Source organism: Oxalobacteraceae bacterium OTU3CAMAD1, assembly GCA_024123915.1.
Taxonomy (GTDB): Bacteria; Pseudomonadota; Gammaproteobacteria; order Burkholderiales; family Burkholderiaceae_D; genus Rugamonas.
In genome coordinates, this window is the sequence record CP099650.1 from 3,940,392 (window position 1) to 3,965,127 (window position 24,736).

Genomic DNA, 24,736 nt, shown 5'->3' on the forward strand with positions numbered 1-24,736 from the left:
GGAGTACCGATGAAAATCGTCATAGCGCCTGATTCGTATAAAGAGAGCCTGTCGGCGATGGCCGTCGCCAACGAGATCGAGGCCGGCTTTCGCGAGATTTTTCCCGACGCCGACTACCTCAAGGTGCCGGTGGCCGATGGCGGCGAAGGCACCGTGCAGGCGATGATCGACGCCAGCGGCGGGCGCCTGGTCGAATTGCGCGTGCGCGGTCCGCTGGGCGAGCCGGTATCGGCATTCTACGGGATGATGGGCGACGGCGAGACGGCGGTGATCGAGATGGCCGCCGCCAGCGGCCTTGAACTGGTGCCGGTGGCGCTGCGCGATCCGATGCGCACCACCAGCTACGGCACCGGCGAGTTGATACGCGACGCGCTCGACGCCGGCGCGCGGCGCTTCGTGCTGGGCGTCGGCGGCAGCGCCACCAACGACGGCGGCGCCGGCATGCTGCAGGCCCTGGGCGGGCGCCTGCTGGACGGCGCCGGCAAGGACCTGGCGCCGGGCGGCGGCGCGCTGGCGACCTTGGACAGGATCGATTTGTCGGCGCTCGACGCCCGCATCGCGGATTGCCTGTTCGATGTCGCCTGCGACGTCAGTAATCCGTTGGTCGGGCCGCAGGGCGCCTCGCACATCTTCGGGCCGCAAAAAGGCGCGACGCCGGAGATGGTCGAGCAGCTGGACGCCGGCTTGCGCCACTACGCCGACATCATCGCCCGCGATCTGGAGCGGCCGGTGGCCGACGTGCCGGGCGCCGGCGCCGGCGGCGGCATCGGCGCGGCGATGCTGGTGTTCCTGGGCGGACGGCTGCGGCCCGGCAGCGAGATCGTGACCGCCGCCGTGGGCCTGGACGCGGCCGTGGCGGACGCCGATCTGATAGTGACCGGCGAGGGCCGGATCGACAGCCAGACCATCCACGGCAAAACGCCGGTCGGCGTGGCGCGGGTGGCGCGGCGCCACGGTGTGCCGGTGATCGCCATCGCCGGCTGCCTGGCGCCCGGCGCGGCGGCGGTGCACGAGCACGGGATAGACGCCGTCTTCGGCGCCGTCAGCCGTCCGTGCACGGTCGAGCAGGCGCTGGCCGACGCGGCGCGCAATGTGCGCGTGTCGGCGCGCAACATCGCAGCCGTATTGCGCTTGGGGAGCACGCTAGGGTTGTGATAAAGTTTCTTCCTGAGTAAGAAACCGGTCAGGAAGGACTTTTATGGGGCAGGAGCGTGGGAACCAGGGGTATGTGGCCACGTTGCCAACCATCCGATCGCAGATTTACAGTCTGGTTTGGGCCTGCGCATTGCCAGCCATCATAGGGTTTGCGCTGCTGACCGATAATTTTTACGAGCGCGAGCGCACCCAGATCAAGCAGGACACCTTGATCACCGCGCGCGCGCTGATCCAGGCGGTGGACCGGGACCTGAACACCGGGATCACCGTGGCGCTGGCGCTGGCCAACTCGCCCAGTCTCGATAGCGGCGACATCGCCGCTTTCTACAAGCAGGCCTCCAGCGTGCTGCGGCCTGAATTCCCCGGCTTTAATTTCGTCCTGAGCGACCGCGATTCGGTGCAGTTGATGAATACCGCGCGGCCCTATGGTCCGTTGCTGCCCGATCCCGGCAGCGCCGAGCGGATCAGCAAGGTGTTCGAGACCGGCAAACCGCTGATCTCCGACCTGTTCATCGGCGGCGCGCTGAAACGGCCGCTGGTGGCCATCCATGTGCCCGTGGTGCGCGACGGTAAAGTCACCTACGTCATCTCGACCGCCTACGTTCCGGAGCGTCTCGGGCAGGTGCTCAAGGAGCAGCGGCTGCCGCCGAACCGGGTAATCGCCATCCTCGATTCGAAAGGCGTGATTGTCGCGCGAACGCACGAAGCGGCACGCTTCGTCGGCCACAAGGGCGCGCCAATGCTGCTGGCGAAGCTGCCTTTCAAACTGGAAGACGCGATCGAGGCGATCACGCTCGAAGGCATTCCCGTGTACTCGATGTTCAGCCGCTCGGTGACCAGCAATTGGGCCGTCGTCATCGGCGTGCCGAGAAGCGTGGTGCTGTCCGAGATGCTGGCGTCGATCAAGTGGATCACCGCGTTCCTGTTGGTGCTGCTGGCCACCGGCTTCGGCGTGGCTTGGTACTTCGCGCGCAATATCGCCCGTTCCGTCAGCGCCTTGTCGTCCGCCGTGGTCAGGCTGGCAGGAAAAGGGGGCATGCCGGCGCCGCCCCAGCGCCTGAGCTTTCGCGAAGCCGACGACGCCATCGCGACACTGCGCACGGTCGAAGCCGAATTGCTGCGCTATCGCCATCACCTGGAAAACCTGATCGAGCAGCGCACGCTCCAGCTGCAATCGGCGGTGAAGCAGGCGCAGACAGCCAACGCTGCCAAGGACGTTTTCGTCGCCAACATGAGCCATGAGCTGCGCACGCCCATGAACGCGGTGCTGGGCATGGCCCACCTGCTGGGCACCACCGGCCTGTCGCCCGAGCAGGCCCGCTATCTGGAAATGATACGGGCCTCGGGCCAGTCGCTGCTGGGCATCCTGAACGATATCCTCGATTTCTCCAAAATGCAGGCCGGGAAGGTGGAGATGCATCCGGTGCGCTTCAATCTGGACGAAGTGCTGCACGCGCTGGCGACGATCATGAGCGTGAGCGCCGGCGACAAGGATCTGGAATTGTGCATCGGCGTCGAACCCGATGTGCCGCGCGCGCTGGTGGGCGACGCGCTGCGCCTGCAGCAGGTGCTGGTCAACCTGGCGGGCAACGCCATCAAGTTCACTGAAAGCGGCGAGGTGTCGGTGCTTGTCGAGCTGGTGGCGCCTCTGCCACTGACCCTGGGCTTCGTCGTGCGCGACACCGGCATCGGCATGAGCGAGGAGCAGTTGGCCCGCTTGTTCCTGCCCTTTACGCAGGGCGACCTGTCGACCACGCGGCGCTTCGGCGGCACCGGTTTGGGACTGACCATTTCCAAGGGACTGGTCGAACTGCTGGGCGGCGATATCGAGGCGCGCAGCACGCCCGGCGCCGGCAGCGAGTTCCGCTTCACCTTGCCGATGATGGCCGGCGACGAGGCTTCGGCATCGGTGCCGGCGGCGCGCACGGCGCCCGCCGGCCTGCGACTGCTGGTGGTCGACGATAACCACACCAGCCGCTCGTTCATCTGCAAGACCATCGAGGCCTGGAACTGGGCGTGCGACAGCGTGGCGTCCGGGCCGGAGGCGCTGGAGCGTTTGCGCGGTGGCGCCCTCTACGACGTGGTGCTGGTCGATTGGCACATGCCCGGCATGGACGGCGTTGAGACGATCAGGGCGATCCAGTCGCAGATGGCCGATGCCAGCGTGCCTGTCGTTTGCATGGTCAACGCCTATGGGCGCGGGAAGCTGATGGAGGATTTGGCGGAAGTATCCACTTCGGGTTATCTGACGAAACCGGTGACGTCTTCCAGCCTGTTCGACGCGGTACAGACGGCGCTCGCGCAGCGCGAGTCGGGCGCGGTCGGCGTGGCGGAGGCGCCGCCTTCGCCGGAGCTGGCAGGTGTCCGGCTGCTGCTGGTCGAGGACAATCCGATCAACCAGAACGTCGCCAAAGGCATACTCGAACAGGCCGGGGCGGTGGTGGCCGTGGCTGAAAACGGCGCGGTGGCGGTGGAGCTGCTGCGTGGCGAGCGCTATGATCTGGTGCTGATGGACGTGCAGATGCCGGTGATGGACGGCTTTACCGCCACGCGCCTGATACGCGAGGAGCTGCGCCTGCAACTACCGGTGATCGCCATGACGGCCGGGGTGATGGAGTCCGAGCGCGAGCAATGCATCGCCGCCGGCATGGACGATTTCATCGCCAAGCCTATCGATGTCGAGCAAATGTTCGCGACGATCCAGCGTCATCTGGCGATGGCGGCGGCCGGCCTGCCGCGATAACCAAAATCGCCGCCGCGATCAGCTTTCGTGAGCGCGCTTACTTCAGGCATGTTGCCGCTGATTTCCGGCTGATTTCCGAATAAGCTAGATCGGAATTGTTCGTTTTATTACGCAAGCCGCCCGTTTATATTGGCGGCCATGAGTACCGTTTCCTTCGCTTCCGCCACGCGCGACACTTTTCTGGGCAGTGAATTCCGCCGCAGTTACGGCTGGCTGACCGCCAGCATGCAGCGGCTGGTCGGCTCGCGCAACGATGCCGAGGACCTGGCCGCATCCGCCTTCACCGAACTCGCGGGCCTCGATGACGTGAGCCATATCCGCCAGCCGCGCGCGTTGTTGACCACCATCGCCCGGCGCCTGACCTACGAGTTCTGGCGCCGGCGCGATCTGGAGCGCGAGTATCTGGCCGAGCTGGCGCTGGTGCCCGAGCAGTTCGACGCTTCGCCGGAGGAGGTGTGCCTGGCGGTGGACGAGCTGCTGCGCATCGACGCGGCGCTGGAGCGCGTCAGCGCCAGGGCGCGCGAAGCGTTTGTCCTCAGCCAGTTCGAGGAGCTGGGGTATGCGGAGATCGCGCAGCGCCTGGGTGTATCCGTCAGCATGGTTCGCAAATATATCGCACAGGCCTTGATGGCATGCTGCGAGTGCGCGTGATGGCGGCGGCATTGTCCCCGCAACGGGAGGCGGTGATGTGGGAGGTGCGCCTGCGCGAAGGTGACGCCGATGACGCGGCGCTGCGCGGCTTCGAGAGGTGGCGCGGCGCCACGGTGGACAACGCGCAGGCCTGGGACGCCTTGCAGGAGCGGCTGGCGCGAATGGGCGGCGGCGGATCGCGCGCATCGGCGGCGATGGCGCATGCGCTGCGGGTGCCTTCGACAGAAAGACGACGGGCCATGCGCGGAGCCTTTGCCTTGCTGGCGCTGGGCGTCGGCGCGTGGGGCGCGCGCGAGGGGGCGCTGGGACTGGGGCTGGACGCCGATTGGCGCAGCCCCGTGGGTGAGCGTGGCGCGGGCGTCTTGGCAGATGGCACGCCGCTGGCCTACGATGCGGACAGCCGTATCTATCTTGCCGGCAGCGCCGCCGCGCCTTTGCTGGATTTGCGGCAGGGGCAACTGCTGCTGAAGGCTTCACCGCAATCCATCGGCGTTCTCACCGTCTCCACCGCGCACGGCGCCGTCGTCTCCAGCGGCGCGGTGCTCAATGTCGGCCGGCTGCGCGAGCGCAGCGTGGTGTCGGTGAAGGCGGGCAGCGCGCTGCTGCGGCCTGTGGGACGTGCCGCCGTGCCGATCGAGGCAGGCCAGACTTTTTATTTCGATCGCCATGGCGCCAGGGCCAGCGACCTGTCGTTCGCCGCCGTCAGCGCTTGGACGCGCGGCGTCTTCGTCGCAGACCGCCTGCCGCTGGCGGAACTGCTGGAGGTCTTCGGGCGCTATCGTGCAGGACTGCTGCGCGCCGGTGGAAAAGCCGCGACCCAGGAGATCAGCGGCTTGTTCCGCCTCGACGATATCGACGGCGCGCTGCTGCAGGTGGCCGCCGCGTTGCCCGTCAAATTGACGCGGTACGGCCGCTATGTGGCCGTGTTTAGCTAACCCCAACCCGCCCGCTGTTGGCGATACGCTTGCTCCGCCTGTTAGGGGTCGTACCCGCAGGGTACGACCCCGTTTGGCCGTGCGGGTTAAAAAAATATTTTCGCAACGTGCTGACGCTTTTCGATTCTCGCCGCACATGTCTTGTGAAGCGCCTCGGTTGAGGTGCATAACCACTCTTGTGAGGCACGTTTTGAAGAAACCACACCACATGCTGGCCATCCTGGCCGCCACCCAATTACTCGCCTTGCCGGCCGCGCTGGCGCAGGACGCCACCCGCCAGCCATATCAAATGGCCGGAGCGCCGCTGGACAAGACGCTCTTGCGCATCGCCGCCGAAAGCGGCGTGGCATTGGCGTACGATCCGAAATTGGTGGAGTCGGCCCGCTCGGCGCCGGTCAGTGGCCATTTCAGCGCCACCGAGGCGATCACGCGGGCGTTGGAAGGCACGGGCTTCGAGCTCGCCACCAGCGCCGGTGGGCGCACGCTGACGATACGCCGGGCGGCGGCGCCTGTGGCGCCGGTTCGCTCCATCGCGCCGGTCCAGGCGCCGATTGTGCAGACGTCGCTGCGGCAACCGGTTGCCGCTGTCGCCGCGACGCCGGCCACCGAGGTGCTGGCGCGCGTGACGGTCAAAGGCGCCCGCCGCAACAGCGCCGATCAGGAGACTGACAATATCCAGCGCGCGCCGACATCGTCGTACCGCGTGACCGGCGACGAGGCAGAGCGGCAGAACCTGACGACACTGGAGGATCTACAGCAGCTGATTCCGGGTCTGGTAATACAAAGCACCGATCCGTCCGACACGCAGATCACGATCCGTGGCGTGGGCGACGGCGGCGGTCAGGCCAGCGGCGACGCCAATATCGGCATGCCGAGCAGCGTGGCGATTTACGTCGACAACGTGTACCTTGCGCGTGCCGGTATGCTGGGGAATGGCTTGGGCGACATCGCGTATGCCGAGGTGCTGAGCGGTGCGCAGGGTGCGGCCTTCGGCGCCAACGCCACCGGCGGCGTGTTGAATATCCATACGCGGGAGCCATCGTTCACGCCCGAGGCATCGGCCACCGTGTCGATCGGAGAAAATGGCTACACGCGCGGACGGGCGATGGTTTCCGGTCCACTGTCCGATTCCTGGGCGGGGCGCCTGAATCTGGTCTACAGCAACAACGATGGCGCCGTCACCAATGTCCGCAACGGCCATCGTTTGAACGGCGGCTCAAGCACCGGCGCGCGCGGACAACTGCTGTACAAGCAGGGCGACGCGTTCCGTCTGCGTTTGAGCGCGGACTACAGCAACAGCAACAGCAAGCCGACGCCGGTGCTACTGGCCACCAATGTCTTCGGCGGCACCGACGGCTACGTAGCGAGGTCCAAGGCGATCGGGAATAACATCGTGTTCGGTCCGCAGATCGATCTGGACGACGAAAACCGGGTGCACGTGGTGCAGGGTGGCGCATCGGCGGTGGCGAATTGGCAGCTCGACAGCGGCTACAAGCTGCGCTCCGTGACATCTGTGCGCTACTTCCGCACCAGGCCAACGATGGCCGACGGCTTCAGCGTCAATATCTATAACAATACCGGCACCCAGGTGCGCGACCATACCTGGTCGCAGGAGCTGCGCCTGGAATCCCCGGTCGGCGAGGATTTCGACTACGCGGTCGGCCTGAATTACCTGGGCCAGAATCTGGACACGGTGGCGCATACGCGCTATGCGGCCGGCACCCTGGCCGGTGTTTACTACGGCTCGGCGGCTTACAACAACCTGGATGTGATCCGCTTCGGGAAGCTGCGCGATCATATGCTGTCGCCTTATGCGCAGGGCACCTGGCACATCGCGCCCGGCTGGGATTTGAACGGCGGCCTGCGCTTCAACTATGAGGAGAAGAGCGGCCAGTTCGTGCGCCTGAACCGCGTCCCCTTCAATTCGGGCAACCTGAAGGAATACCACCAGCTGCCATCGGGCACGCTGGTGCTGAAGTATCAATTGACGCCGGAATGGAACACCTATCTGGCCGGCTCCTACGGCGAGAAGTCCGGTGGCCTGAATGTCTCCGCCGGCGCCGCGCGGCAGGCCGGCAACGACTCGCTGTACATCAAGCCGGAGAAGACCAGGACCGCCGAATTGGGCGTGAAAGGCTCGCTGTGGGACGACAAGGTGACCGTCAAGGCGGACCTGTTCGTGACGGAGATCAGCGACTTCCAGACCCAGGGCTACAATCCGGACGACCAGCAGACCTACCTGATGAACGCAGGCAGCTTCCGCTCGCGCGGCGCCGAGACCAGCATCCGGGCGGCGCTCACGCGCAATCTGGAGGTCGATTTCGCCGCCGTTTACAACGACGCCACCTACACCGACTACGACAACGCGCGCTGCGCGCCGGAGGTGACGCTGTCGCCCAAACCGCCGCCGTCGTGCAACCTCACCGGCCAGCGTGTGTTCAACGCGCCGAAGGTCACGTGGAACGCCAGTGCGCGCTATAGCTGGCGCAGCGAAAATGGCTTGAACAATTTCGTCGGCGCGCGTTATTCCTATCGTGGCTGGATGTACGGCACGGTGGACAATTCTTCGCTCACCCGCGTGAGTAGTTATGGCCTGGCCTCGTTTTCGGCCGGCACCGGTGGTAAGCTCCAACGCGGCGACTGGAGCGCCTCGCTCTGGGTCAACAACGCCTTCGACAAAACGTACTACCGCCGCCTCTCCAGCGGCGACTACGGAACGGTCTGGGGCTGGCTGGGCGAGTCGCGCACGATCGGTGCGACTCTGGCTTACAAATACTGAGTACGGAGCGGCGGCAAATGAGCGATACACTGGAACGGCGTCAATTTCTTAAACTGGCGTCTTTGCTGACGGGCGGCGTCGCCGTGCTGGCCGACGTCTTGCCCGGTCAGGCGCTGGCCGCCGAGAGCCCGGGTTCCGGCGAGGGCGTCAGCACGCCGGCCGCGGAGACGGCCCTGCATTGGCTCGATGGCGCTCCCGCCAGCTTTACCGGCGCGACATGGGGCGTGCCATGGCCGCAGGGACGGGTGCCGAAGAACGCGGCATTCGAGTTGCGTGGGGCCGCTGGCGCGGGAAGCGGCAAAGGGCGCGTGAAGGCCGTGCAATCCTGGCCTTTGGCCTACTGGCCCGATGGCACGCTCAAATGGTCGGCGCACGCGCTACCGCCGGACGCCGGCGGCGGCAAACCGGAAGCCGGCTATACGCTGCATCCGCTGATCGGCGCGGAAGCCTCCAACGCCGCCGCGCCCGGCGGGATGCTGGCAAAGGACGGATCCGGCGGCATCGACATCGATACGGGCGTGCTGCAATGCGTGCTCCCCCGCGCCGGCGCCGTGCTGGTGACGGCGATGAAGCGATCCGGCAAACCGCTGCTGCGCGACGGCCGGCTGGTGCTGCTGGTGGACGACTCCATCGACGACGAATCCGCAGGTGCGGCGCGCCGCTCGTACGACGGCGCCATCGACAAGGTGACGCTTGAGCAGAACGGGCCCCTGCGCGCGGTGGTCCGCGTCGACGGCAGCCACCGGCACGCGGATGGCGCCAGGCTGCTGCCGTTCGTGGTTCGACTCTACTTTTACAAAAATTCGGACACGGTTCGCCTGGTCCACACGCTGGTGTACGACGCCGACCCGGCCAAGGCCTATATTCGCGGCGTGGGCCTGCGTTTCGGCGTGCCGCTGGCCAGCCCGTTGCACGACCGTCACATCCGCTTCGTTGGCGATAACGGCGGCGTGTTCGGCGAGGCGGTGCGCGGCCTGACCGGCTTGCGCCGCGATGCCGGACAATCCGTCTACGACGCCCAATTGTCCGGCCGCGCGGTCCCGCTGAAGGAGATGTCCGCGGCGGTGACCAAGGGCCTGCCTTACATTCCGGCTTTCGGCCACTACACGCTGCTGCAATCGCATCCGGACGGTTTCTCGATCAGCAAGCGCACCAAGGCCGGCCAGGGCTGGATACATGCCGCCACCGGGGCGCGCGCCACGGGGACCGGTTACGTCGGCACGCCGGACGGCGGTGTCGCTTTCGGTGTGCGCAATTTCTGGCAAAGTTATCCCGGCCAGATCGATATCAGCGGTGCCGAAACCTCGCTCGCCACGGTCACGATGTGGCTGTGGGCGCCGAAGGCTGCCGCGATGGATCTGCGCTTCTACCATGACGGCATGGGCGAGGATACGTTCGAGAAGCAGCGCGCGGCGCTCGACATCACCTACGAGGACTACGAGCCGGAATTCGGCACGCCATACGGCGTGGCGCGCACCAGCGAGCTGGAATGGCAGCTGCTGCCGGCGACACCGGCGGCCGATGATCTGGTGGCGATCAGCCGCCGCATCCAGTCTCCGCCCCAGCTGCTGGCTTCCCCCGCGCGCCTGTATCGGGCCGGCGTGTTCAGCGAATACTGGAGTCCCGCGCAGGAACGTCCGTCGCCGGAAGCGGCCAAGCTGGAAAAGCAGCTGGCGTGGAGCTTCGACTTTTACCGCAACCAGGTCGAGTACCGCAAATGGTATGGTTTCTGGGATTACGGCGATGTGATGCACACCTACGACGAGCAGCGTCACGTCTGGCGCTATGACGTGGGCGGCTACGCCTGGGACAACTCGGAGTTGAGCACCGATATCTGGTTGTGGCACTACTTCCTCCACAGCGGCCGCGCCGACGTGTTCCGCATGGCCGAGGCGATGACGCGCCACACCGGCGAAGTCGATGTCCACCATATCGGCCCGTTCGCGCCGCTCGGTTCGCGCCACAGCGTCCAGCACTGGGGCGACAGCGCCAAGCAGCTGCGCATTTCGACCGCCGTCAATCGCCGCTTCATGTACTACCTGACGGCCGACGAACGGATCGGCGATCTGCTGAGCGAACAGGTCGATGCGGTGGAACGTCTGCGCACCGTTATCCCGGGCCGCAAGATCGGCCAGGTGGCGCCGGCGGACGATCCGAAAAACTACGCGAGCGTCGCCTTTGGCACCGACTGGGGCGCGGTGGCGGCGGCGTGGTTCACCGAATGGGAGCGAACCGGCAAGCCTAAGTATCGCGACAAGCTGTTGACCAGCATGGCCAGTATCGCCGCGCAGCCGCTTGGGTTCCTCGCCGGTGGCGGCGTGATGGACCTGCGCACCGGCGCGTATGTCATCGATCGGGAGAAGAAGGTCGATGTCTCGCATCTGAGCGCGGTCTTCGGGCTGCCGGAGATTTGCAGCGAATTGATACGCACCGTTCCACAGCCGGCTTTCCGCGACGCGTGGCTGCGCTACTGCCGTTTGTATAACGCCAGTGGGCAAGAGCAGAAGGCAGAACTTGGCCAGGATCTCGGCAAGCTGAATCTGGGGCAGGGGCATGCCCGCTTGCTGGGTTACGCAGCGGTCCAGTGGCAAGACCGCGCGATGCTCAAGCGCGCCTGGGCGCAGTTCTACGAGGGGCGGGCGGGCCTGGTTGAGAAGGATATGGTATCGCGCCGCGTGAAGCCTCCCGTTGTGCTGACGGAGGTGGAAGAGGCGCCGAAGATCTCGACCAATTCGATCGCCCAATGGGGGCTTGGCGCGTTGGGCATGATGGCGCTCGATACCACCAATTCCACTGTCTACAGGGACGACTTCCAGCGTTTCGATCCGCAGGCCTGGGCGGTGGAAGCGGAGGCCGGCGACGCAGGCAAGGCGGTGCAGGCGGTATCGCGCGCGCTGGTGCTGGACGCCAGTCGTGGCTTGACGGTTTGGCTGCGCAGGCAGCTGATCGGCCACTATGAGATCAGTTTCACGCGGACCGTGCTGGCCGAGGGTAAACCGCGCGAGCGCTTGTCGGATCTGAACTTTTTCTGGGAAGCGCAACTGGCGGGCGGCGATGCTCCCGAGCCGTTCCGCCGTTCGGGCAAACTGGAAGAATACGACAAGGTGCCGATGTTTTACGCCGGCATAGGCGGCAATACGAATACGACGTCGCGCTTCCGTTACTACGACGGCAGCGGCGATCGCAAGCTACTGCAGGAATACCTGGCGCCGGAGTATCTGCTCAAGTCCAATCACCCTTATCGCATCCGGATCGTGGTCGATGCCAGGGGGACGCGTTTGTATGTCGACGACCGTGAATTCTTCTCGGCGCCCGGACCGCTGGCGGGCGGCGGCTACTTCGGCTTCCGCACCACGCAGTCGCGCCAAAAGATCGAGAACTTCGAGGTGCGGCGGGTGGCTTGACCGATCAGAGTATCAGGATGCCCTGGAGCGAGGATATCTTGTGCGGGTCGGACCAGCTATCCAGCAGCTTTCCGGCCGCGCCGAACTCCAGCAACTGGCGGCCTTTGTGGCCGTTTTCGGGACCGTGGCCTTGCCAGTTGGCGACCATGACGCGGCCGTCGTCAAGCACCTGGAACGTCGCGTAGAAAAACGGCGACACTTCCTCGGGCATGGCGTTGACGCCGCCGAAGGTCGATATCAGATTGCCGCGCCGGTCGAAACGCGCCATGAAGGCGCCGTAGCCCGCCGACACCAGCGTGGAGCCGTCGGCCATGCGCTCGGCCTTCCACGCGTGCTCGAAGCCCGGCGCGCGCATCGCGTTCAGCGCGATCAGCGAGGTATCGGTTTCCAGAATATGGCCGTTCATGCAGAACAGGTAGGTGCCAAGATCGGTGGTGCGCATCAGGCGCACGTAGTCGCCATCGCGCCGCGCACTGGAGACCTGGCGGTACTCGCGGTCGAGGGTGAGCACGTTGATGCCGCCAGTACCGTCGAGGTTCTGGCCGGTGACCAGGATGGCGCCATTGACCATGCGGCGGGCGGAGGTGACGTTGTCCCAGCGGTCGCAGGTGGAGAGCACTTCGCCGGAGGAGATGGAGAGTTCGAAGAAGCCTCGCTCGAAGCCGACCAAGGCGCGGTTCGGGCCGATGCGCTGCATGTCGCGCGCGGCGGGGAAGTCGGCCAGGCTGCGCGTCCAGCCGTATCGGGGATTGGTGGTGTCGATCAGCGACAGCTGCTGGCGGCCCTCGTCGATGGCCAGAACTTGGTGCTTCATTCGTCTCCTTCGCAGCTTTTTGCAGATCGTATCACGGCGAGGAGAACGATGGAAACGACAAGGGACGAATGCTACGACCACTGGGGCACGGGACGCTACCGAACCTCGGAGACACGTAGGGCGGATTAGCCGAAGGCGTAATCGGCCAATTCACGCGACCCACACCAATCCACCGGATACACCCCAGCCGCGACATAACGATGAAAACTCGACCACGGCCAATCCTGTACCCGTTCAACCAATCCATGTTTGACGGGGTTCCAATGTAAATAATCCAGGTGGTTGCACAAATCACGTTCGTCGCGGACCGCGTGCTCCCAGTAGCTCTGTTGCCAAAGCCGCTTCCCGTGTCCGGCGTAGCGGGTCATATGGGTTTTGATCAAACGCCAACGCAATGAGAAGTCGCTGTCGTTTGCAGGCAGGCGCCAGAGCGCGTGCAAGTGGTCGGGGAGAACGACCATGCCAACGATCTCGAAGGGATGCCGCTGGCGCACTTTTTGTAGGGCGGTGCGAAGTATCAGCCGGGCCTCGGGCGCTGAGAATACCGGTGCCCGGCGCGCGGTGACGAGGGTGAAGAAATATGTGCCGCCATCAACATATAGGCGTTTGTACTCTGACATGTGAGCCTCCTTGGAGAGTCACTTAGGCTATTCCGGTAATAGCAAGGGCGATTGTGGTATCGCAAATGGGGAGCTTTTTCGCCCTTATTGCTCTGTTCTGGGCGGCTCTTGGCCGATTACGCCTTCGGCTAATCCGCCCTACGTGTCTCTGTAGTATTCGAATGGCCCGGTGTGCGGTCGCTTTACCCTAGCATTGACGGGTTGCGCTGCCATATGCTGTAGCACAACGCCGTGGCGTAGCTGACCCACAGGAGATATGGCACCAGCAGCAACCCTGCGATCCTGTCGCGCCGTCCGAACGCGCGGATCGTTGCTGCGATCAGCAGCCATAGCACGAGGATCTCGACGAACGCCCACGCACCCTGGCGCCAGGCGAAAAACAACCATGTCCATAACGCGTTCAACGCCAGTTGAACCACATACAGCGTCATCTCCGACCTTACGCTGGCTTGATCATCGGTGCGCTGCACGCGCCATGCAGCGATGCCCATCAGAAGATACAGCACGCTCCACGCGGGGCCGAACAGCCATGCCGGCGGCGCCCACGCGGGCCGGTCCAGCTGCATGTAGAACGCGCCCGCCTGCGCCGACGCAAAGGCGCCGATGGCGGCGAAGCCGAAGGTTAGCAACAACCAGCCGGCAAGCGCCGGCAGTCGGAATGGTCTGGCATGGGTGGGGGCGGCTGGCGTCATGACTCGGTCTGTTCAATCGTAGTGGCGCGAGTTTCGCCCGTCGCCGCTCAGATGTCTGTACGCGATCGTACCTTTTGCCGCCTTCTGCGCCAGGCCAGCGCGACGCCGCCCGACAGGCAAAGCAGGCCGGCCGCCAGGACGTAGGTCGCGGTGACCGATTGCGGCCGCTTTTCTTTCGGCGCCAGCGGATTTTTCATCGATGCCGGAAAGTCGCGCGGCCCGACCGGGATGATTTTCCAGTCGGCGCGGTCGGCCGGGGCGCGCTTCTGATATTCGCTCAGCGACATCACCGGATCGGAGCCGAACGCGCGGGAAGAGGGGAACTGCGGGATGCGCACGAAGACGATCGCCTCCAGATCATCCGCCAGTTGCGCTTCGATCGCGCCGCGCGCCCCGCCTTTGCCCGCCAGACGGTTCAACAAGTCGTCGCCGATCGTGTTGAAGGCGACGAAGGGCATCAATTCCGTGCGCTCGGTCTTGAGGTAGTCGTAGGCGCTTTGGCCGCTGGCTAGGCTGACCTCCTTGAGCGCCATGTACGGCAGCGCCACGGCCGCCTTCAACGGACTTTCGCCGCCCAGGCGCGGAATGTTCCAGCCCAGGGTGCGCAGCGTTTCGACATTGATGCCGGCGCAGTTGGTGCCCGCATGGCGGTAGTGGAAGTCCTGGCTGTAGAAGTGGTTGAAGACGCGGCTGATCGCCTCCTGGTAAAGCGCCGGCACGCGCTGGTCTTTCATGACGGCGACCAGCATGTACGAGGGCCGGTACCAGGATTGACCGCTGTTCAAGTCCGCCATGTAGGCGTCCATCGGCAAGGTCGAGGCGATGATGCCTTTTTCGCTGACCGATCCAAGGTTGTAGAAGTTGTTGACCAGCCAGTTGTCCCAGCCGCCTTGCGGATCGAAGCGGCCGGTGGTCACCGCGAAATGGCCGCCATAGGCTTCATCGTCGTCGCCCTGCGCGCCGTTCAGGATGAAGGCGAGCGCCGGTTTTCCGGCCAGGGAGGATTCGCCGGCGCCGGCGCCGTCACGCCGCCACAGGGTGCGCGCGGAGAACGGCTCGCGCGCGCCGCCGCCGTTGACGCGCACCAGGCTTTCGATGGATTCGCCGTTCTTCAGCGGAGCCAGGACGGGCAGGGCGGGCATGGCGTAGTCCTTTGGCCACAAGGTGCGCGCGTGGAACGTGCCATCCTTGAGCACACCGCGCGCCTTCATCTCGCGTCCGGCGAAGTAGGCCTGGCTGCTGGCGTCGAAGTACGAGCGGTTGCTGGCAAGTCTGGCGGTCAGTGCCACCGGTAGCGCGGAGTTGGCGCCTGTGCCGATCAGCGATGCCGCGTCCCCGGCGAGGCGTCCTTCTGCGACTTGCGGAGACCCGATCCACAGCAGTGGCGGCGGCTTGCCTTGGGCCTTGGCGGAGGTGGCGGCCAGCCAGGCGCGGACGTCGTCCTGTGCGCGCAGATGGGGTGTCGAGCCGACAGCGTTATTGCTGGCGACGGCGACGATGTCGTCGCCGAAGTACCACAGCGCTTGAGGGGAGGCGGGGCAGTCCTTGCAGTCGGCTTTGGCGATGCGAAAATCGGTTCCGGGATAGAGGCCGACGTGCGTTGCAGTCAACGCATCACGCGGCTGTCTGGCGCTGGGTTCCGCACCCGCAATCGGCGCTGTGGAGATCAAGTAGAAAGCGATGGCGCCCATGGTCAGGGCGAGGCGTGCGGGATGTGGCAAACAGGGCAATTGCGGCATGTGGCGCTCCGTATCGGTGAACGCGCGATAGCCGCCGTTTGTCGGCCCGCTTCGCGAATCACCACTGTACTGGAGTTGCCATGCGGAATTCTTAACATCCATCAAGAGTTGGAGTCGAATCATGATGCCATGTTTTGGGCTCCGCCGCCCGGCCAGTCAGGCGCAGCCCGCCATTTGCTTCCGCTCGGAATTGAACGTCGGGCGGGCCGCAAGATTGGTAGCATGGAGTCGATCTGACGGTGGCGCCGTCGCTTGCACACGCGGGGAGTCGCATGAGTTTGACTGAACGTCTGTTTGAATATCCGCGCCCGCAACTGGTGCGCGACGAATGGCAATCGCTGAACGGCGAATGGGAGTTCGCCTTCGACGGCGACCGCCGGCACGGCATGGCCGGAGAAGAGGTCGAGTGGACCCACCGCATCAACGTGCCGTTCGCGCCCGAGTCCGCCGCGAGCGGGCTGGGCGACCGATCGTTTCACTGCGTCTGCTGGTACCGGCGCCGCTTCGAGCTCGCTTGGCGCGCGCCGCGCACGATGCTGCATTTCGGCGCGGTCGATTACCACGCGCGGGTGTGGGTCAACGGCATGCTGGTGGCCGACCACGAGGGCGGCCACACGCCGTTTTGCGCCGACATCACCGACGTGCTGGTCGATGGGCCGGTGCAAACGCTGGTGGTGCGGGCCGAGGACGATCCGGCCGACCTGGCCAAGCCGCGCGGCAAGCAGGATTGGCAGCTCGAGCCGCATTCGATCTGGTACCCGCGCACCACCGGCATCTGGCAAAGCGTCTGGCTCGAACCGTTGCCGGCGACCTACATCCGCGCGCTGCGCTGGACGCCGGTGTTCGACGGTTTCGAGATCGGCTGCGAGGTGCTGGCCGGCGGCGATCCGCGCGGGAACATGTCGGTCGAGGTGCGCGTCACCCACGGCGACACGCTGCTGGCGGCGGACCGTTACCTGATGGTCGGCATGGAGGCCACCCGCAAGATCGTGCTGTCGGACCCCGGCATCGACGACTCGCGCAACGAGCTGCTGTGGAGCCCGGAAAGCCCGACCCTGCTCGATGCCCAACTGACCCTGTACCACGGCGACCAGGTGATCGACCGGGTCCGCTCGTACACGGCGATGCGCTCGGTGGCGATCAACCGCGACCGCTTCATGCTCAACGGCCGTCCGTATCCGCTGCGGCTGGTGCTCGACCAGGGCTACTGGCCCGACACGCTGATGACGGCGCCGTCGGACGCAGCGCTGCGCCGCGATGTCGAACTGGCCAAGGAGATGGGTTTCAACGGCGTGCGCAAGCACCAGAAGATCGAGGACCCGCGCTACCTGTACTGGGCCGACAAGCTGGGTCTGCTGGTGTGGGGCGAGATGCCGTCCGCCTACGCCTTCAGCGCGCGCGCCATCACCCGGTTGCTGAAGGAGTGGACCGAGGCGATCGAGCGCGACTACAGCCATCCATGCCTGATCGTGTGGGTGCCGTTCAACGAGTCGTGGGGCGTGCCGAACCTGACGTCGACCCAGGCGCATCGCAATGCCGTGGAGGCGCTGTACCACATGACGCGCATGCTCGACGCCACGCGCCCGGTGATCGGCAACGACGGCTGGGAGGCCTCGGCCACGGACATCCTGGGCATCCACGACTACGACGCCGATCCGTTGCGGCTGCGCCAGCGCTACGAGGTGGCCGACCCGGTGCGCACCTTGTTCGACCAGCGCCGTCCGGGCGGGCGCATCCTCACTCTGGACGGATTTCCGCACCGCGGCCAGCCCATCGTGCTCACCGAGTTCGGCGGCATCGCCTACGACACCCGCGCCACCGGCAGCCGCACCTGGGGCTACTCGCGCGCGACGGACGCCGGGTCGTTCCTGGCCCAATACACCGAGTTGCTCAAGGCGGTGTCGGAGACGACGATGTTCAGCGGCTTTTGCTACACGCAGTTCACCGACACCTTCCAGGAGACCAACGGCTTGCTCAACGCCGACCGCAGTCCCAAGGTGGCGCTTGAAGAGATCTGCAAGGCGACCTGCCATGGCGCCAACCTGTTTCCACTGCCGGGAGTATGAATGAGCGATATCCAGCCAGCAAAAAGCCCGCCAGAACTGATCGGTACGGACTACCAGGACCGGCCTGGGGAGCTGCCTCCGCTGGCGCGGCAGCTGCTTGCGCTGCGCGATCAACTGATGGGCGATTGGACGGCGGCGATCCTGGCCGACATCCAGCGGGCCAACCAGTTGCTGCCGCCCATACTGATCAATACACTGCCGACGTTTTACGACAATCTGGTCCAGGCGCTGGCGCCCGGCTACCCGCGCCGCAACGCGGTCGCGGGCACGTGGATCGCCTCGGCCCACGGCGACGAGCGGGCCCGCATGACCACCTACCAGCCGCACGAGTTGATCGCCGAGTACCAGATCTTCAAGCGCGTGTTCCTGCGGATGGTCGAACGGGAACGGGTGCCGTTGACGCCGGAACAGGTGGTGCAGGTGCACGAATCGGTCGATGCCGCCGTGCTGGAGGCGATTGCCGCCTACACCGCGACGCAGGAACGGCTGCGCCAGGATTATGTGGCCACGCTGGCGCACGATCTGCGCACGCCGCTCAGCACGATCGGCATGGCGGCGACCTTGCTTGCACGGCGTCCCGAGCCGCAACAGGCGGGCGATCTGGCCGCCCGCATCCAGTCCAATGTCGAACACATCGACGCCATGGTGCGCGAGCTGCTCGATACGGCCGCGCTGAACAGCGCCCAGAAGCTGCCGCTCGATATCAGCTGCTTCAACTTGCGCGAGCTGGCCGAGGAGGTGCTGCGCGACGCACCGCAGCGGCCAGGCCCCTACGAGCTGGAGGGCGATGCGCCGTCCGGCCACTGGAGCCGGCGCATGCTCAAGCGGGCGCTGGAGAACCTGCTGCGCAACGCCTGGAAGTACGGCGACGGCGAGCGGCCTTTGCGGATCGCCATCTCCACCGCGCCGGGCCGCGCCAGCATCGCCGTCAGCAATAGCGGCGAGCCGATACCCGAGGACCGGATCGCCGATGTGTTCCTGATGTTCCACCGCCATGCGCGCGGCGGGGTGCAGGGCTGGGGCCTGGGCTTGCCGTTCGTCCGCCATGTGGCCGAGTCGCATGGCGGCAGCGTGCTGATCGATAGCTCGGCCGAGCGCGGCACGACCGTGACGATCGACTTGCCGGCCGATGCGCGGCCGTTCTCGACCGAGCAACCAAGCCAGCAACAGGGTCAGCAAAACGGCCGTCAAGCGGGCTAGGATCAGTCCCACGCGGGGGCGGCGTGAGAGCCGATAGCAGCGGTGTCTCAGGCTTTGGATAATCACTCGACCGGCCGCCCGGCCGGCTTTTTCCAACAAGGGGGATGCGATGAATCTGATACTTTGGATAGTCATAGGCGGCATTCTGGGCTGGCTTGCCAGCCTGGTCATGAAGACGGACGCGCAGCAGGGGTTGATATTGAATGTCGTGGTCGGCATCGTCGGCGCGTTGCTGAGCGGCTGGCTGCTGGCGCCGATGCTGGGGACCGGCACCATCAATTCGGACGACTTCAGCCTGGCGTCGCTGGGGGTGTCGTTCATTGGCGCGCTGATCCTGCTGGCGGTCGTCAACCTGGTGCGGCGCGGCCGGGTGCGCTGAAAAACCGCCGCCGGGCGACCGGCGCAGGCATGAACAAAGGGCTCCGATGGAGCCCTTTATGCTATCGGGCGTGCGGCCGTTGCTAGTGCGACGCCGTCCCGTCCTTGCCAGCGATGTTCTGGCCGATGCCCATGCCCAGCTCGGCGCCGGTCAGCGGCTCGGTCTCGGGATCGGACATGGTGCGCACCGCCATCTGGTCGAGTAGCGCGCGCTCCTCGTTGGTGACCTGGACGGTGGCCAGGCCGTCGCCGCCGTCGACCGCCATCTGCTGGTCGCGGTCGCTGACCACTTTCCAGTCGCCGCCTTCGTTCCACGGCCCTTGCACCTCCGGTCCGCCCTGCGACATGTTGAAATAGACGCTGGTGAAGGCGGGTTGGCCCGGCATTTTCCCCGGCGGGAAGTTGGGCTGGATCGCGTACAGCGCCTTCTCGAACGATTTCTGGTGCGCGATCTCGCGCGTCATCAGGAAGCCCAGCGCCTCCTTGACGCCGGGGTCGTCGGTCAGGTTGATCAGCCGCTCGTAGACGATCTTGGCGCGCGCCTCGGCGGCGATGTTCGAGCGCAGGTCGGCCGTCGGCTCGCCGATGGTGTCGATGTAGGCCGCCGTCCACGGCACGCCGCCGGAGTTGGTCAGCGGCGCGCCGGCGCCGTACAGCACCTGCGTCACGTGGCTGTCGTTGCCGGCGCCGCTGATCTTGCGATACAGCTCGCCGGCCTGGTCGACGCCCTCGGCCAGCTCGGCCTTGGAGCCCTTGTTGAGCATGACGACGATATTGCCGATGACCTCCAGGTGGCTGAGCTCCTCGGTGGCGATATCGTAGAGCATGTCGCGCCGGCCGGGGTCGTCCTCGGCCACCGCCTGGGTGAAATAGCGCATGGCGGCGGCCAGCTCGCCTTGCGGACCGCCGAATTGTTCGAGCATCAGATTGGCCAGGCCGGGATTGGTTTCGCCGACGCGCACCGTGTATTGCAGCCTTTTGTTGTGGGCAAACATGTGGGTCTCTCCTCATGGTGTGGTTGAGCACGAGGCGGCGCGGCCTCCCGCGACGCCCGTCGGAAGATGGTGCGCGTTTGGGAAAAGCGGTGACATAGGAATACCGCGTAGCGCCATGTAGGAGAGCTGGCCGACCGCGCGCGTTATCTCCGTTCACCTCGACTGTGCCAATGCGATCGCATCGGCGCCCGCCGGGAATCGAAGCTGTCCGGTGATATCGTTCGCGGCGCGCCATACCATCTCGGCCACGTCCGGCTCGGTGGTCACCGCCGCCGGCCGCGCGTATCCTGCGAAGATCGGCTCGGCGAACGGCATATAGGCCTCGGGAATCAGGCCGGCCATGCGCGCGCCGCCGTTGCTGGCGAAGTTCGTCGTCGGGCCGTAGCCGGGTTCCACCAGCTTGGCCTGCACGTCGAAGTGCGCCAGTTCGAACGCGAGCGACCCGGTGAATCCTTCGATGGCCGCCTTGCTCGCGGTGTACGCGGCGGCCAACGGCATCCGCGCCAAGGTCGCGCTGGAGGTCACATTGACGATCACGCCGGACCTGCGCGCGCGGAATTGGGGCAGCACCGCCTGCGTCATCGCCATCACGCCGAAGGTGTTGGTCTCGAATACCTCGCGCACGGTGGTCATCGGCGTGGCCTCGAAGGCGCCGACGACGCCGATGCCCGCATTGTTCACCAGCACGTCGATGGGCCCGCAGGCGTCGAGCACCGACGCGATGCTCTCGGGCTTGGTGACGTCGAGCTCCAGGATGCTCAGCCGGTCCAAGCGCGGCAGCCCGTCCTCGCTCGGCGTGCGCATGGTGGCGAGCACGTTCCAGCCCTGGGCGTGGAAGTGCAGGGCGCTGGCGCGGCCGTAGCCGGAAGAGCAGCCGGTGATCAGTACTGTTTTCATGATGTTGGTCCTTGTTGGTTAGCAAGGCTTAACGATAGCGAAAATGCGCCGGACGAACTACAATCGAAAGTCCAGAATCCGCTTACAAGAGTCCAGACATGAACGACCCACTCTCGGAGGTCATCGCAATGCTCCAGCCACGCACGGTGTATTCCAAGTGCATCAGCGGCGCCGGCCGCTGGGGCGTACGCTACGGCGACTTCGGGCAGCCGAGCTTTTGCGCCGTGCTCGAGGGTTCCTGCCTGCTCGCGGTCGACGGCCAGCAGCCGATCACGCTCGCCGCCGGTGACTTCGTGCTGTTGCCAGCCACGCCGGGCTTCACCTTGTCGGGCTTCGAGCCGGTGACGCCGATTGACATCGACCCCAAAGCGGCGCCGGCGCCAACGGATGAGATCCGCCACGGCACGCAAGGCGGGCCGCCCGATGTGCGCTTGCTGGGCGGCTTCTTCCTCTTCGATTCGCCTGACGCCGCGTTGCTCGTGTCGCTGCTGCCGGCGCAGATGCATATACGGGGCGTTGAACGGCTGGCTTTGCTGGTGCGGCTGGTCGGAGAGGAGGCGGTGGCCCAACGGACGGGGCGTGACCTGGTGCTCACGCGGCTGGTGGAAGTGCTGCTGATCGAGGCGCTGCGCTCGACACCCGGCGAAGATGCGCCGCCGGGGCTGCTGCGGGGATTGGCCGACGCGCGGCTGGCGCTGGCGATGCGGCAGATGCACGCCGATCCCGGGCGTCCGTGGACGATGGCGCAGCTGGCGAAGAACGCCGCGCTGTCGCGCTCGACGTTCTTTGAGCGCTTTCTGCGCGCTGTGGGCATGCCGCCGATGGAATACCTGCTGGCGTGGCGCATGGCGCTGGCCAAGGATCTGCTGCGCCGCCACGGTTTGGCGCTAGCCGAGGTCGCCGAACGGGTAGGCTACAGCTCGGCGAGCACGTTCAGCATCGCGTTCAGCCGGCATGTGGGGCAGCCGCCGAGCCGCTATGCGCGCGAGGGGCCGGCGCAAGCGTAACCCCCGGCGCAACGCATTTCCTCCTCAGTTCGCGCCGGCCCTTCGCTGGCGCAACCAGTAACCGGCGCTGAGCGCGATCAGCCACACCGGGATCAGGTACACCGACAGCTGCAGGTCCGGCGTCAGGTACATGACCACCAGGATGCCGGCCAGGAAGGCCAGGCACAGGTAGTTGGTCAGCGGGTAGCCCAGGCTGCGGAACAGCGTGGTCTTGCCCTCGACTTTTTTCCGCGCGCGGAAGCGCAAGTGGATCCAGCTGATCATGGCCCAGTTGATGATCAGCGCGGACACCACCAGCCCCATCAGGAAGCCGAAGGCCTTGCCAGGCATGAAGTAGTTGACGGCCACGCAGATGCCGGTCGCCAGCGCCGACACGCCCAGCGCCGCCAGCGGCACGCCGCGCCGGTTCACGGTCAGCAGCACGCGCGGCGCGTTGCCCTGTTTCGCCAGGCCGTACAGCATGCGGGTGTTGGCGTAGACGCAGCTGTTGTACACCGACAGCGCGGCCGTCAGCACCACTGCGTTGAGCACGTGCGCCACCATGTTGCTGTTGAGCGCCTGGAAGATCAGCACGAACGGGCTGCCGCCGGTCACCACCTTTTGCCACGGGTACAGCGACAGCAGGATGCCCAGCGCGCCGATGTAGAAGATCAGGATGCGGTAGATGGCCTGGTTGGTGGCCTTGGGGATGGTGCGGGTCGGGTCGTCGGCCTCGGCGGCGGTGATGCCGATCAGTTCCAGGCCGCCGAACGAGAACATGATGACGGCCATGGCCATCACCAGGCCGCCGAAGCCGTTGGGGAAGAAGCCGCCGTGCTGCCACAGGTTGGCGATGGTGGCCTGCGGGCCTGCTTCGCCCGACACCAGCAGATAGCCGCCGAAACCGATCATGCCGACGATGGCCACCACCTTGATGATGGCGAACCAGAATTCCATTTCGCCGAAGGCTTTCACGTTGGCCAGGCTGATGCCGTTGATGATAACGAAGAAGGCCAGCGCCGACACCCACGTCGGTATCCCCGGCCACCAGTACTGGACGTAGATGCCGACCGCCGTCAGCTCGGCCATGCTGACCAGCACATACAGCACCCAGTAGTTCCAGCCGGAGAGGAAACCGGCCATGTTGCCGCAGTATTTGTCGGCGAAGTGGCTGAACGAGCCGGCCACCGGCTCGTCGACCACCATCTCGCCGAGCTGGCGCATGATGAAGAAGGCGATGATGCCGGCCACGCCGTAGCCCAGCAGCACCGACGGCCCGGCCATCTGGATCGTCTGCGCGATGCCGAGGAAAAGTCCGGTGCCGATGGCGCCGCCCAGCGCGATCAGCTGGATATGGCGGCTTTTGAGGCCGCGCTTGAGTTCATTGCCTTGCTGGGTGTTGGTATCCACGGTGTCGGCGGTCAGTTTGGGTTGGGTGAATGGGCGCTGAACAAGCGGCGTCAAACGAACTTGGTCTTCTTCAGGTACTTTTCGACGTCGCGGTAGCTGTCGTCGCTGCCGGCGTAGCGCACCAGGTTGCGGGCGGTCTTGAGCCATTCCACCGTCGACGGCTGCATCAGGTCGAGCGCGTAGGCAATATCGGCCGGGCCGATCGGCCGCTCCGGGTTGCCCGACAGGATATCGTGCAGCGTGCTTTCCTTGGCCAGGTCGACCAGGCCGTCGATGTCGGCGCCGGAGAAGTGCGGCGTGGCCGCCACCAGCGCGTCGACATCGACGCCTTCGACCGGGATGTCGCGCAGCTTGATCTCGACGATATGCTTGCGCGCCTCGGCGTCCGGCGGCGGCACGAACAGCTGGCGCGAGAAGCGTCCGGTGCGTTTCATGGCCTGGTCGACGTCCCACGGCATATTGGTCGCGGCCAGGAACAGCACGTCGCGGTTGTCGCGCTCGAAGCCGTCGAGCTGGGACAGGAATTCGTTGACGATGGTGCGGCTATGCTCGCTGTGCGCCTTCGAGCGCGAAAACGCCAGCGCGTCGAGTTCGTCGAAGAACAGCACGCACGGTTTTTGCGCGCGCGCCTTCTCGAACAGTTGCGCCAGATTGCGCTCGCTCTCACCCATCCACATGTTCAGCACTTCGCTGATGCCCACCGAGATGAAGGACGCCTTGCATTCGCCGGCGATGGCGCGGGCGATCATGGTCTTGCCGCAGCCGGGTGGTCCGTACAGCAGGATGCCGCCGCCGCCGCTCTTTTTAAACTTGGCGAACAGGCCGGGGCGCAGGAACGGTTCGATGATGTGCAAGCGCAGCGTCTTCTTCAAGTCCTCCATGCCGCCGACGTCGGCGAAGCCGATCTGCCCGGGCGGCTGCGGCTTGAGCGCGACCACGTTGGCCGAGGCGCCCACCAGCGACAAGGCCGGACCGGACGAGGGGCGGGCGCGCTGCTGCAGCTGTTCCAGCTCCTCCACCGGCGCAAAGCCGTCGTGCTGGCGCGCGGCGGTGTAGGCGGCCAGCGCCTCGGCGTCGCGTTTCAATGCCAGCAGGGCTTGCGCCTTGCCGGTGAGGGCGGCGGCGTCGGCGCGCTGGCGTTCGGCCAGTTCGAATTGGGTCAGCGCCGCCTGCGCGTCGCCCGCCGCCAGCAGCAGGCCGGCGTAGGCCAGGCGGTTGGCGACGTTGAATGGATCGCTTACCAGGGCGGTTTCTAGTTCTTCGCGGTGCATG

At 65.7% G+C, this 24,736-nt stretch carries 18 protein-coding genes; 10 read left to right on the top strand and 8 right to left on the bottom strand.

Translation table 11 applies throughout. The features are described 5' to 3' along the window. The first annotated feature begins 9 nt into the window (after window positions 1–9). The 6 genes from NHH88_17095 (at window position 10) to NHH88_17120 (ending at window position 11,667) form a co-directional block, all read left to right on the top strand. Complete coding sequence (locus NHH88_17095; protein USX11433.1) at window positions 10–1,155, top strand: glycerate kinase; 1,146 nt, start codon at window positions 10–12, stop codon at window positions 1,153–1,155. A 130-nt stretch (window positions 1,156–1,285) separates the two neighbouring features. Next, window positions 1,286–3,898, top strand: a complete 2,613-nt coding sequence (locus tag NHH88_17100) for a response regulator (GenBank protein USX11434.1) — start codon at window positions 1,286–1,288, stop codon at window positions 3,896–3,898. Window positions 3,899–4,036: 138 nt separating this feature from the next. Beyond that, the gene (locus NHH88_17105) at window positions 4,037–4,549 is read left to right on the top strand and encodes a sigma-70 family RNA polymerase sigma factor (protein ID USX11435.1); all 513 of its coding nucleotides are present in this window, start codon (window positions 4,037–4,039) and stop codon (window positions 4,547–4,549) included. Beyond that, window positions 4,531–5,484, top strand: a complete 954-nt coding sequence (locus NHH88_17110) for a DUF4880 domain-containing protein (protein ID USX11436.1) — start codon at window positions 4,531–4,533, stop codon at window positions 5,482–5,484. Before NHH88_17105 ends, NHH88_17110 begins: the two co-directional genes overlap by 19 nt. Before the next feature lie 190 nt (window positions 5,485–5,674). Next, window positions 5,675–8,263, top strand: coding sequence for a TonB-dependent receptor (locus NHH88_17115; protein ID USX11437.1), 2,589 nt, complete (start codon window positions 5,675–5,677; stop codon window positions 8,261–8,263). 17 nt (window positions 8,264–8,280) lie between these two features. Beyond that, window positions 8,281–11,667 (top strand): DUF6250 domain-containing protein, encoded by a 3,387-nt coding sequence (locus NHH88_17120; protein USX11438.1) that lies wholly within the window; start codon window positions 8,281–8,283, stop codon window positions 11,665–11,667. A 4-nt stretch (window positions 11,668–11,671) separates the two neighbouring features. Here the strand turns inward: NHH88_17120 and NHH88_17125 are convergent, their stop codons facing one another. From NHH88_17125 to NHH88_17140, 4 genes are all read right to left on the bottom strand, one after another. Then, a complete protein-coding gene (locus NHH88_17125; protein USX11439.1) occupies window positions 11,672–12,481 on the bottom strand; it encodes a hypothetical protein in 810 nt (269 codons plus the stop codon). Between the two features lie 125 nt (window positions 12,482–12,606). Then, window positions 12,607–13,101, bottom strand: a complete 495-nt coding sequence (locus tag NHH88_17130; protein ID USX11440.1) for a transposase — start codon at window positions 13,099–13,101, stop codon at window positions 12,607–12,609. A 182-nt stretch (window positions 13,102–13,283) separates the two neighbouring features. Further along, window positions 13,284–13,793: a tryptophan-rich sensory protein gene (locus NHH88_17135; protein USX11441.1), complete on the bottom strand. Its 510-nt coding sequence runs from the start codon at window positions 13,791–13,793 to the stop codon at window positions 13,284–13,286. 47 nt (window positions 13,794–13,840) lie between these two features. After that, the gene (locus NHH88_17140) at window positions 13,841–15,403 is read right to left on the bottom strand and encodes a hypothetical protein (GenBank protein ID USX11442.1); all 1,563 of its coding nucleotides are present in this window, start codon (window positions 15,401–15,403) and stop codon (window positions 13,841–13,843) included. Window positions 15,404–15,804: 401 nt separating this feature from the next. On the opposite strand from NHH88_17140, the gene NHH88_17145 reads away from it, so the two are divergent. The 3 genes from NHH88_17145 to NHH88_17155 all read left to right on the top strand — a co-directional run bounded on the left by NHH88_17145 (window position 15,805) and on the right by NHH88_17155 (window position 19,177). After that, on the top strand, window positions 15,805–17,598 hold the full coding sequence (locus NHH88_17145; GenBank protein ID USX11443.1) for a glycoside hydrolase family 2: 1,794 nt from the start codon (window positions 15,805–15,807) through the stop codon (window positions 17,596–17,598). After that, window positions 17,599–18,798 carry a HAMP domain-containing histidine kinase gene (locus NHH88_17150; GenBank protein USX11444.1) on the top strand — a complete coding sequence of 400 codons (1,200 nt, stop codon included), beginning with the start codon at window positions 17,599–17,601 and terminating at the stop codon, window positions 18,796–18,798. A 109-nt stretch (window positions 18,799–18,907) separates the two neighbouring features. Next, entirely contained in the window at window positions 18,908–19,177 is a 270-nt protein-coding gene (locus NHH88_17155) for a GlsB/YeaQ/YmgE family stress response membrane protein (protein ID USX11445.1), read from the top strand. A gap of 82 nt (window positions 19,178–19,259) precedes the next feature. Here NHH88_17155 and NHH88_17160 read toward each other — a convergent pair whose 3' ends face one another. Together NHH88_17160 and NHH88_17165 are read right to left on the bottom strand one after the other, a co-directional pair. Then, window positions 19,260–20,171, bottom strand: coding sequence for a manganese catalase family protein (locus NHH88_17160; GenBank protein USX11446.1), 912 nt, complete (start codon window positions 20,169–20,171; stop codon window positions 19,260–19,262). A 153-nt stretch (window positions 20,172–20,324) separates the two neighbouring features. Further along, window positions 20,325–21,068, bottom strand: a complete 744-nt coding sequence (locus NHH88_17165; protein ID USX11447.1) for an SDR family oxidoreductase — start codon at window positions 21,066–21,068, stop codon at window positions 20,325–20,327. A 98-nt stretch (window positions 21,069–21,166) separates the two neighbouring features. Between NHH88_17165 and NHH88_17170 the strand changes: the two genes are divergently transcribed. Next, the gene (locus NHH88_17170; GenBank protein USX11448.1) at window positions 21,167–22,075 is read left to right on the top strand and encodes an AraC family transcriptional regulator; all 909 of its coding nucleotides are present in this window, start codon (window positions 21,167–21,169) and stop codon (window positions 22,073–22,075) included. A gap of 24 nt (window positions 22,076–22,099) precedes the next feature. Here NHH88_17170 and NHH88_17175 read toward each other — a convergent pair whose 3' ends face one another. After that, on the bottom strand, window positions 22,100–23,464 hold the full coding sequence (locus tag NHH88_17175) for an amino acid permease (GenBank protein ID USX11449.1): 1,365 nt from the start codon (window positions 23,462–23,464) through the stop codon (window positions 22,100–22,102). Window positions 23,465–23,514: 50 nt separating this feature from the next. Beyond that, a complete protein-coding gene (locus tag NHH88_17180) occupies window positions 23,515–24,735 on the bottom strand; it encodes an ATP-binding protein (GenBank protein ID USX11450.1) in 1,221 nt (406 codons plus the stop codon). Window position 24,736 lies beyond the last annotated feature (1 nt).

Coding starts and splice junctions, on each gene's coding strand:
- NHH88_17095 (USX11433.1), top strand. CDS start 10: ATGAAAATCGTCATAGCGCCTGATTCGTATAAAGAGAGCCTGTCGGCG.
- NHH88_17105 (USX11435.1), top strand. CDS start 4,037: ATGAGTACCGTTTCCTTCGCTTCCGCCACGCGCGACACTTTTCTGGGC.
- NHH88_17110 (USX11436.1), top strand. CDS start 4,531: ATGCTGCGAGTGCGCGTGATGGCGGCGGCATTGTCCCCGCAACGGGAG.
- NHH88_17120 (USX11438.1), top strand. CDS start 8,281: ATGAGCGATACACTGGAACGGCGTCAATTTCTTAAACTGGCGTCTTTG.
- NHH88_17125 (USX11439.1), bottom strand. CDS start 12,481: ATGAAGCACCAAGTTCTGGCCATCGACGAGGGCCGCCAGCAGCTGTCG.
- NHH88_17130 (USX11440.1), bottom strand. CDS start 13,101: ATGTCAGAGTACAAACGCCTATATGTTGATGGCGGCACATATTTCTTC.
- NHH88_17135 (USX11441.1), bottom strand. CDS start 13,793: ATGACGCCAGCCGCCCCCACCCATGCCAGACCATTCCGACTGCCGGCG.
- NHH88_17145 (USX11443.1), top strand. CDS start 15,805: ATGAGTTTGACTGAACGTCTGTTTGAATATCCGCGCCCGCAACTGGTG.
- NHH88_17150 (USX11444.1), top strand. CDS start 17,599: ATGAGCGATATCCAGCCAGCAAAAAGCCCGCCAGAACTGATCGGTACG.
- NHH88_17155 (USX11445.1), top strand. CDS start 18,908: ATGAATCTGATACTTTGGATAGTCATAGGCGGCATTCTGGGCTGGCTT.
- NHH88_17160 (USX11446.1), bottom strand. CDS start 20,171: ATGTTTGCCCACAACAAAAGGCTGCAATACACGGTGCGCGTCGGCGAA.
- NHH88_17165 (USX11447.1), bottom strand. CDS start 21,068: ATGAAAACAGTACTGATCACCGGCTGCTCTTCCGGCTACGGCCGCGCC.
- NHH88_17170 (USX11448.1), top strand. CDS start 21,167: ATGAACGACCCACTCTCGGAGGTCATCGCAATGCTCCAGCCACGCACG.
- NHH88_17180 (USX11450.1), bottom strand. CDS start 24,735: ATGCACCGCGAAGAACTAGAAACCGCCCTGGTAAGCGATCCATTCAAC.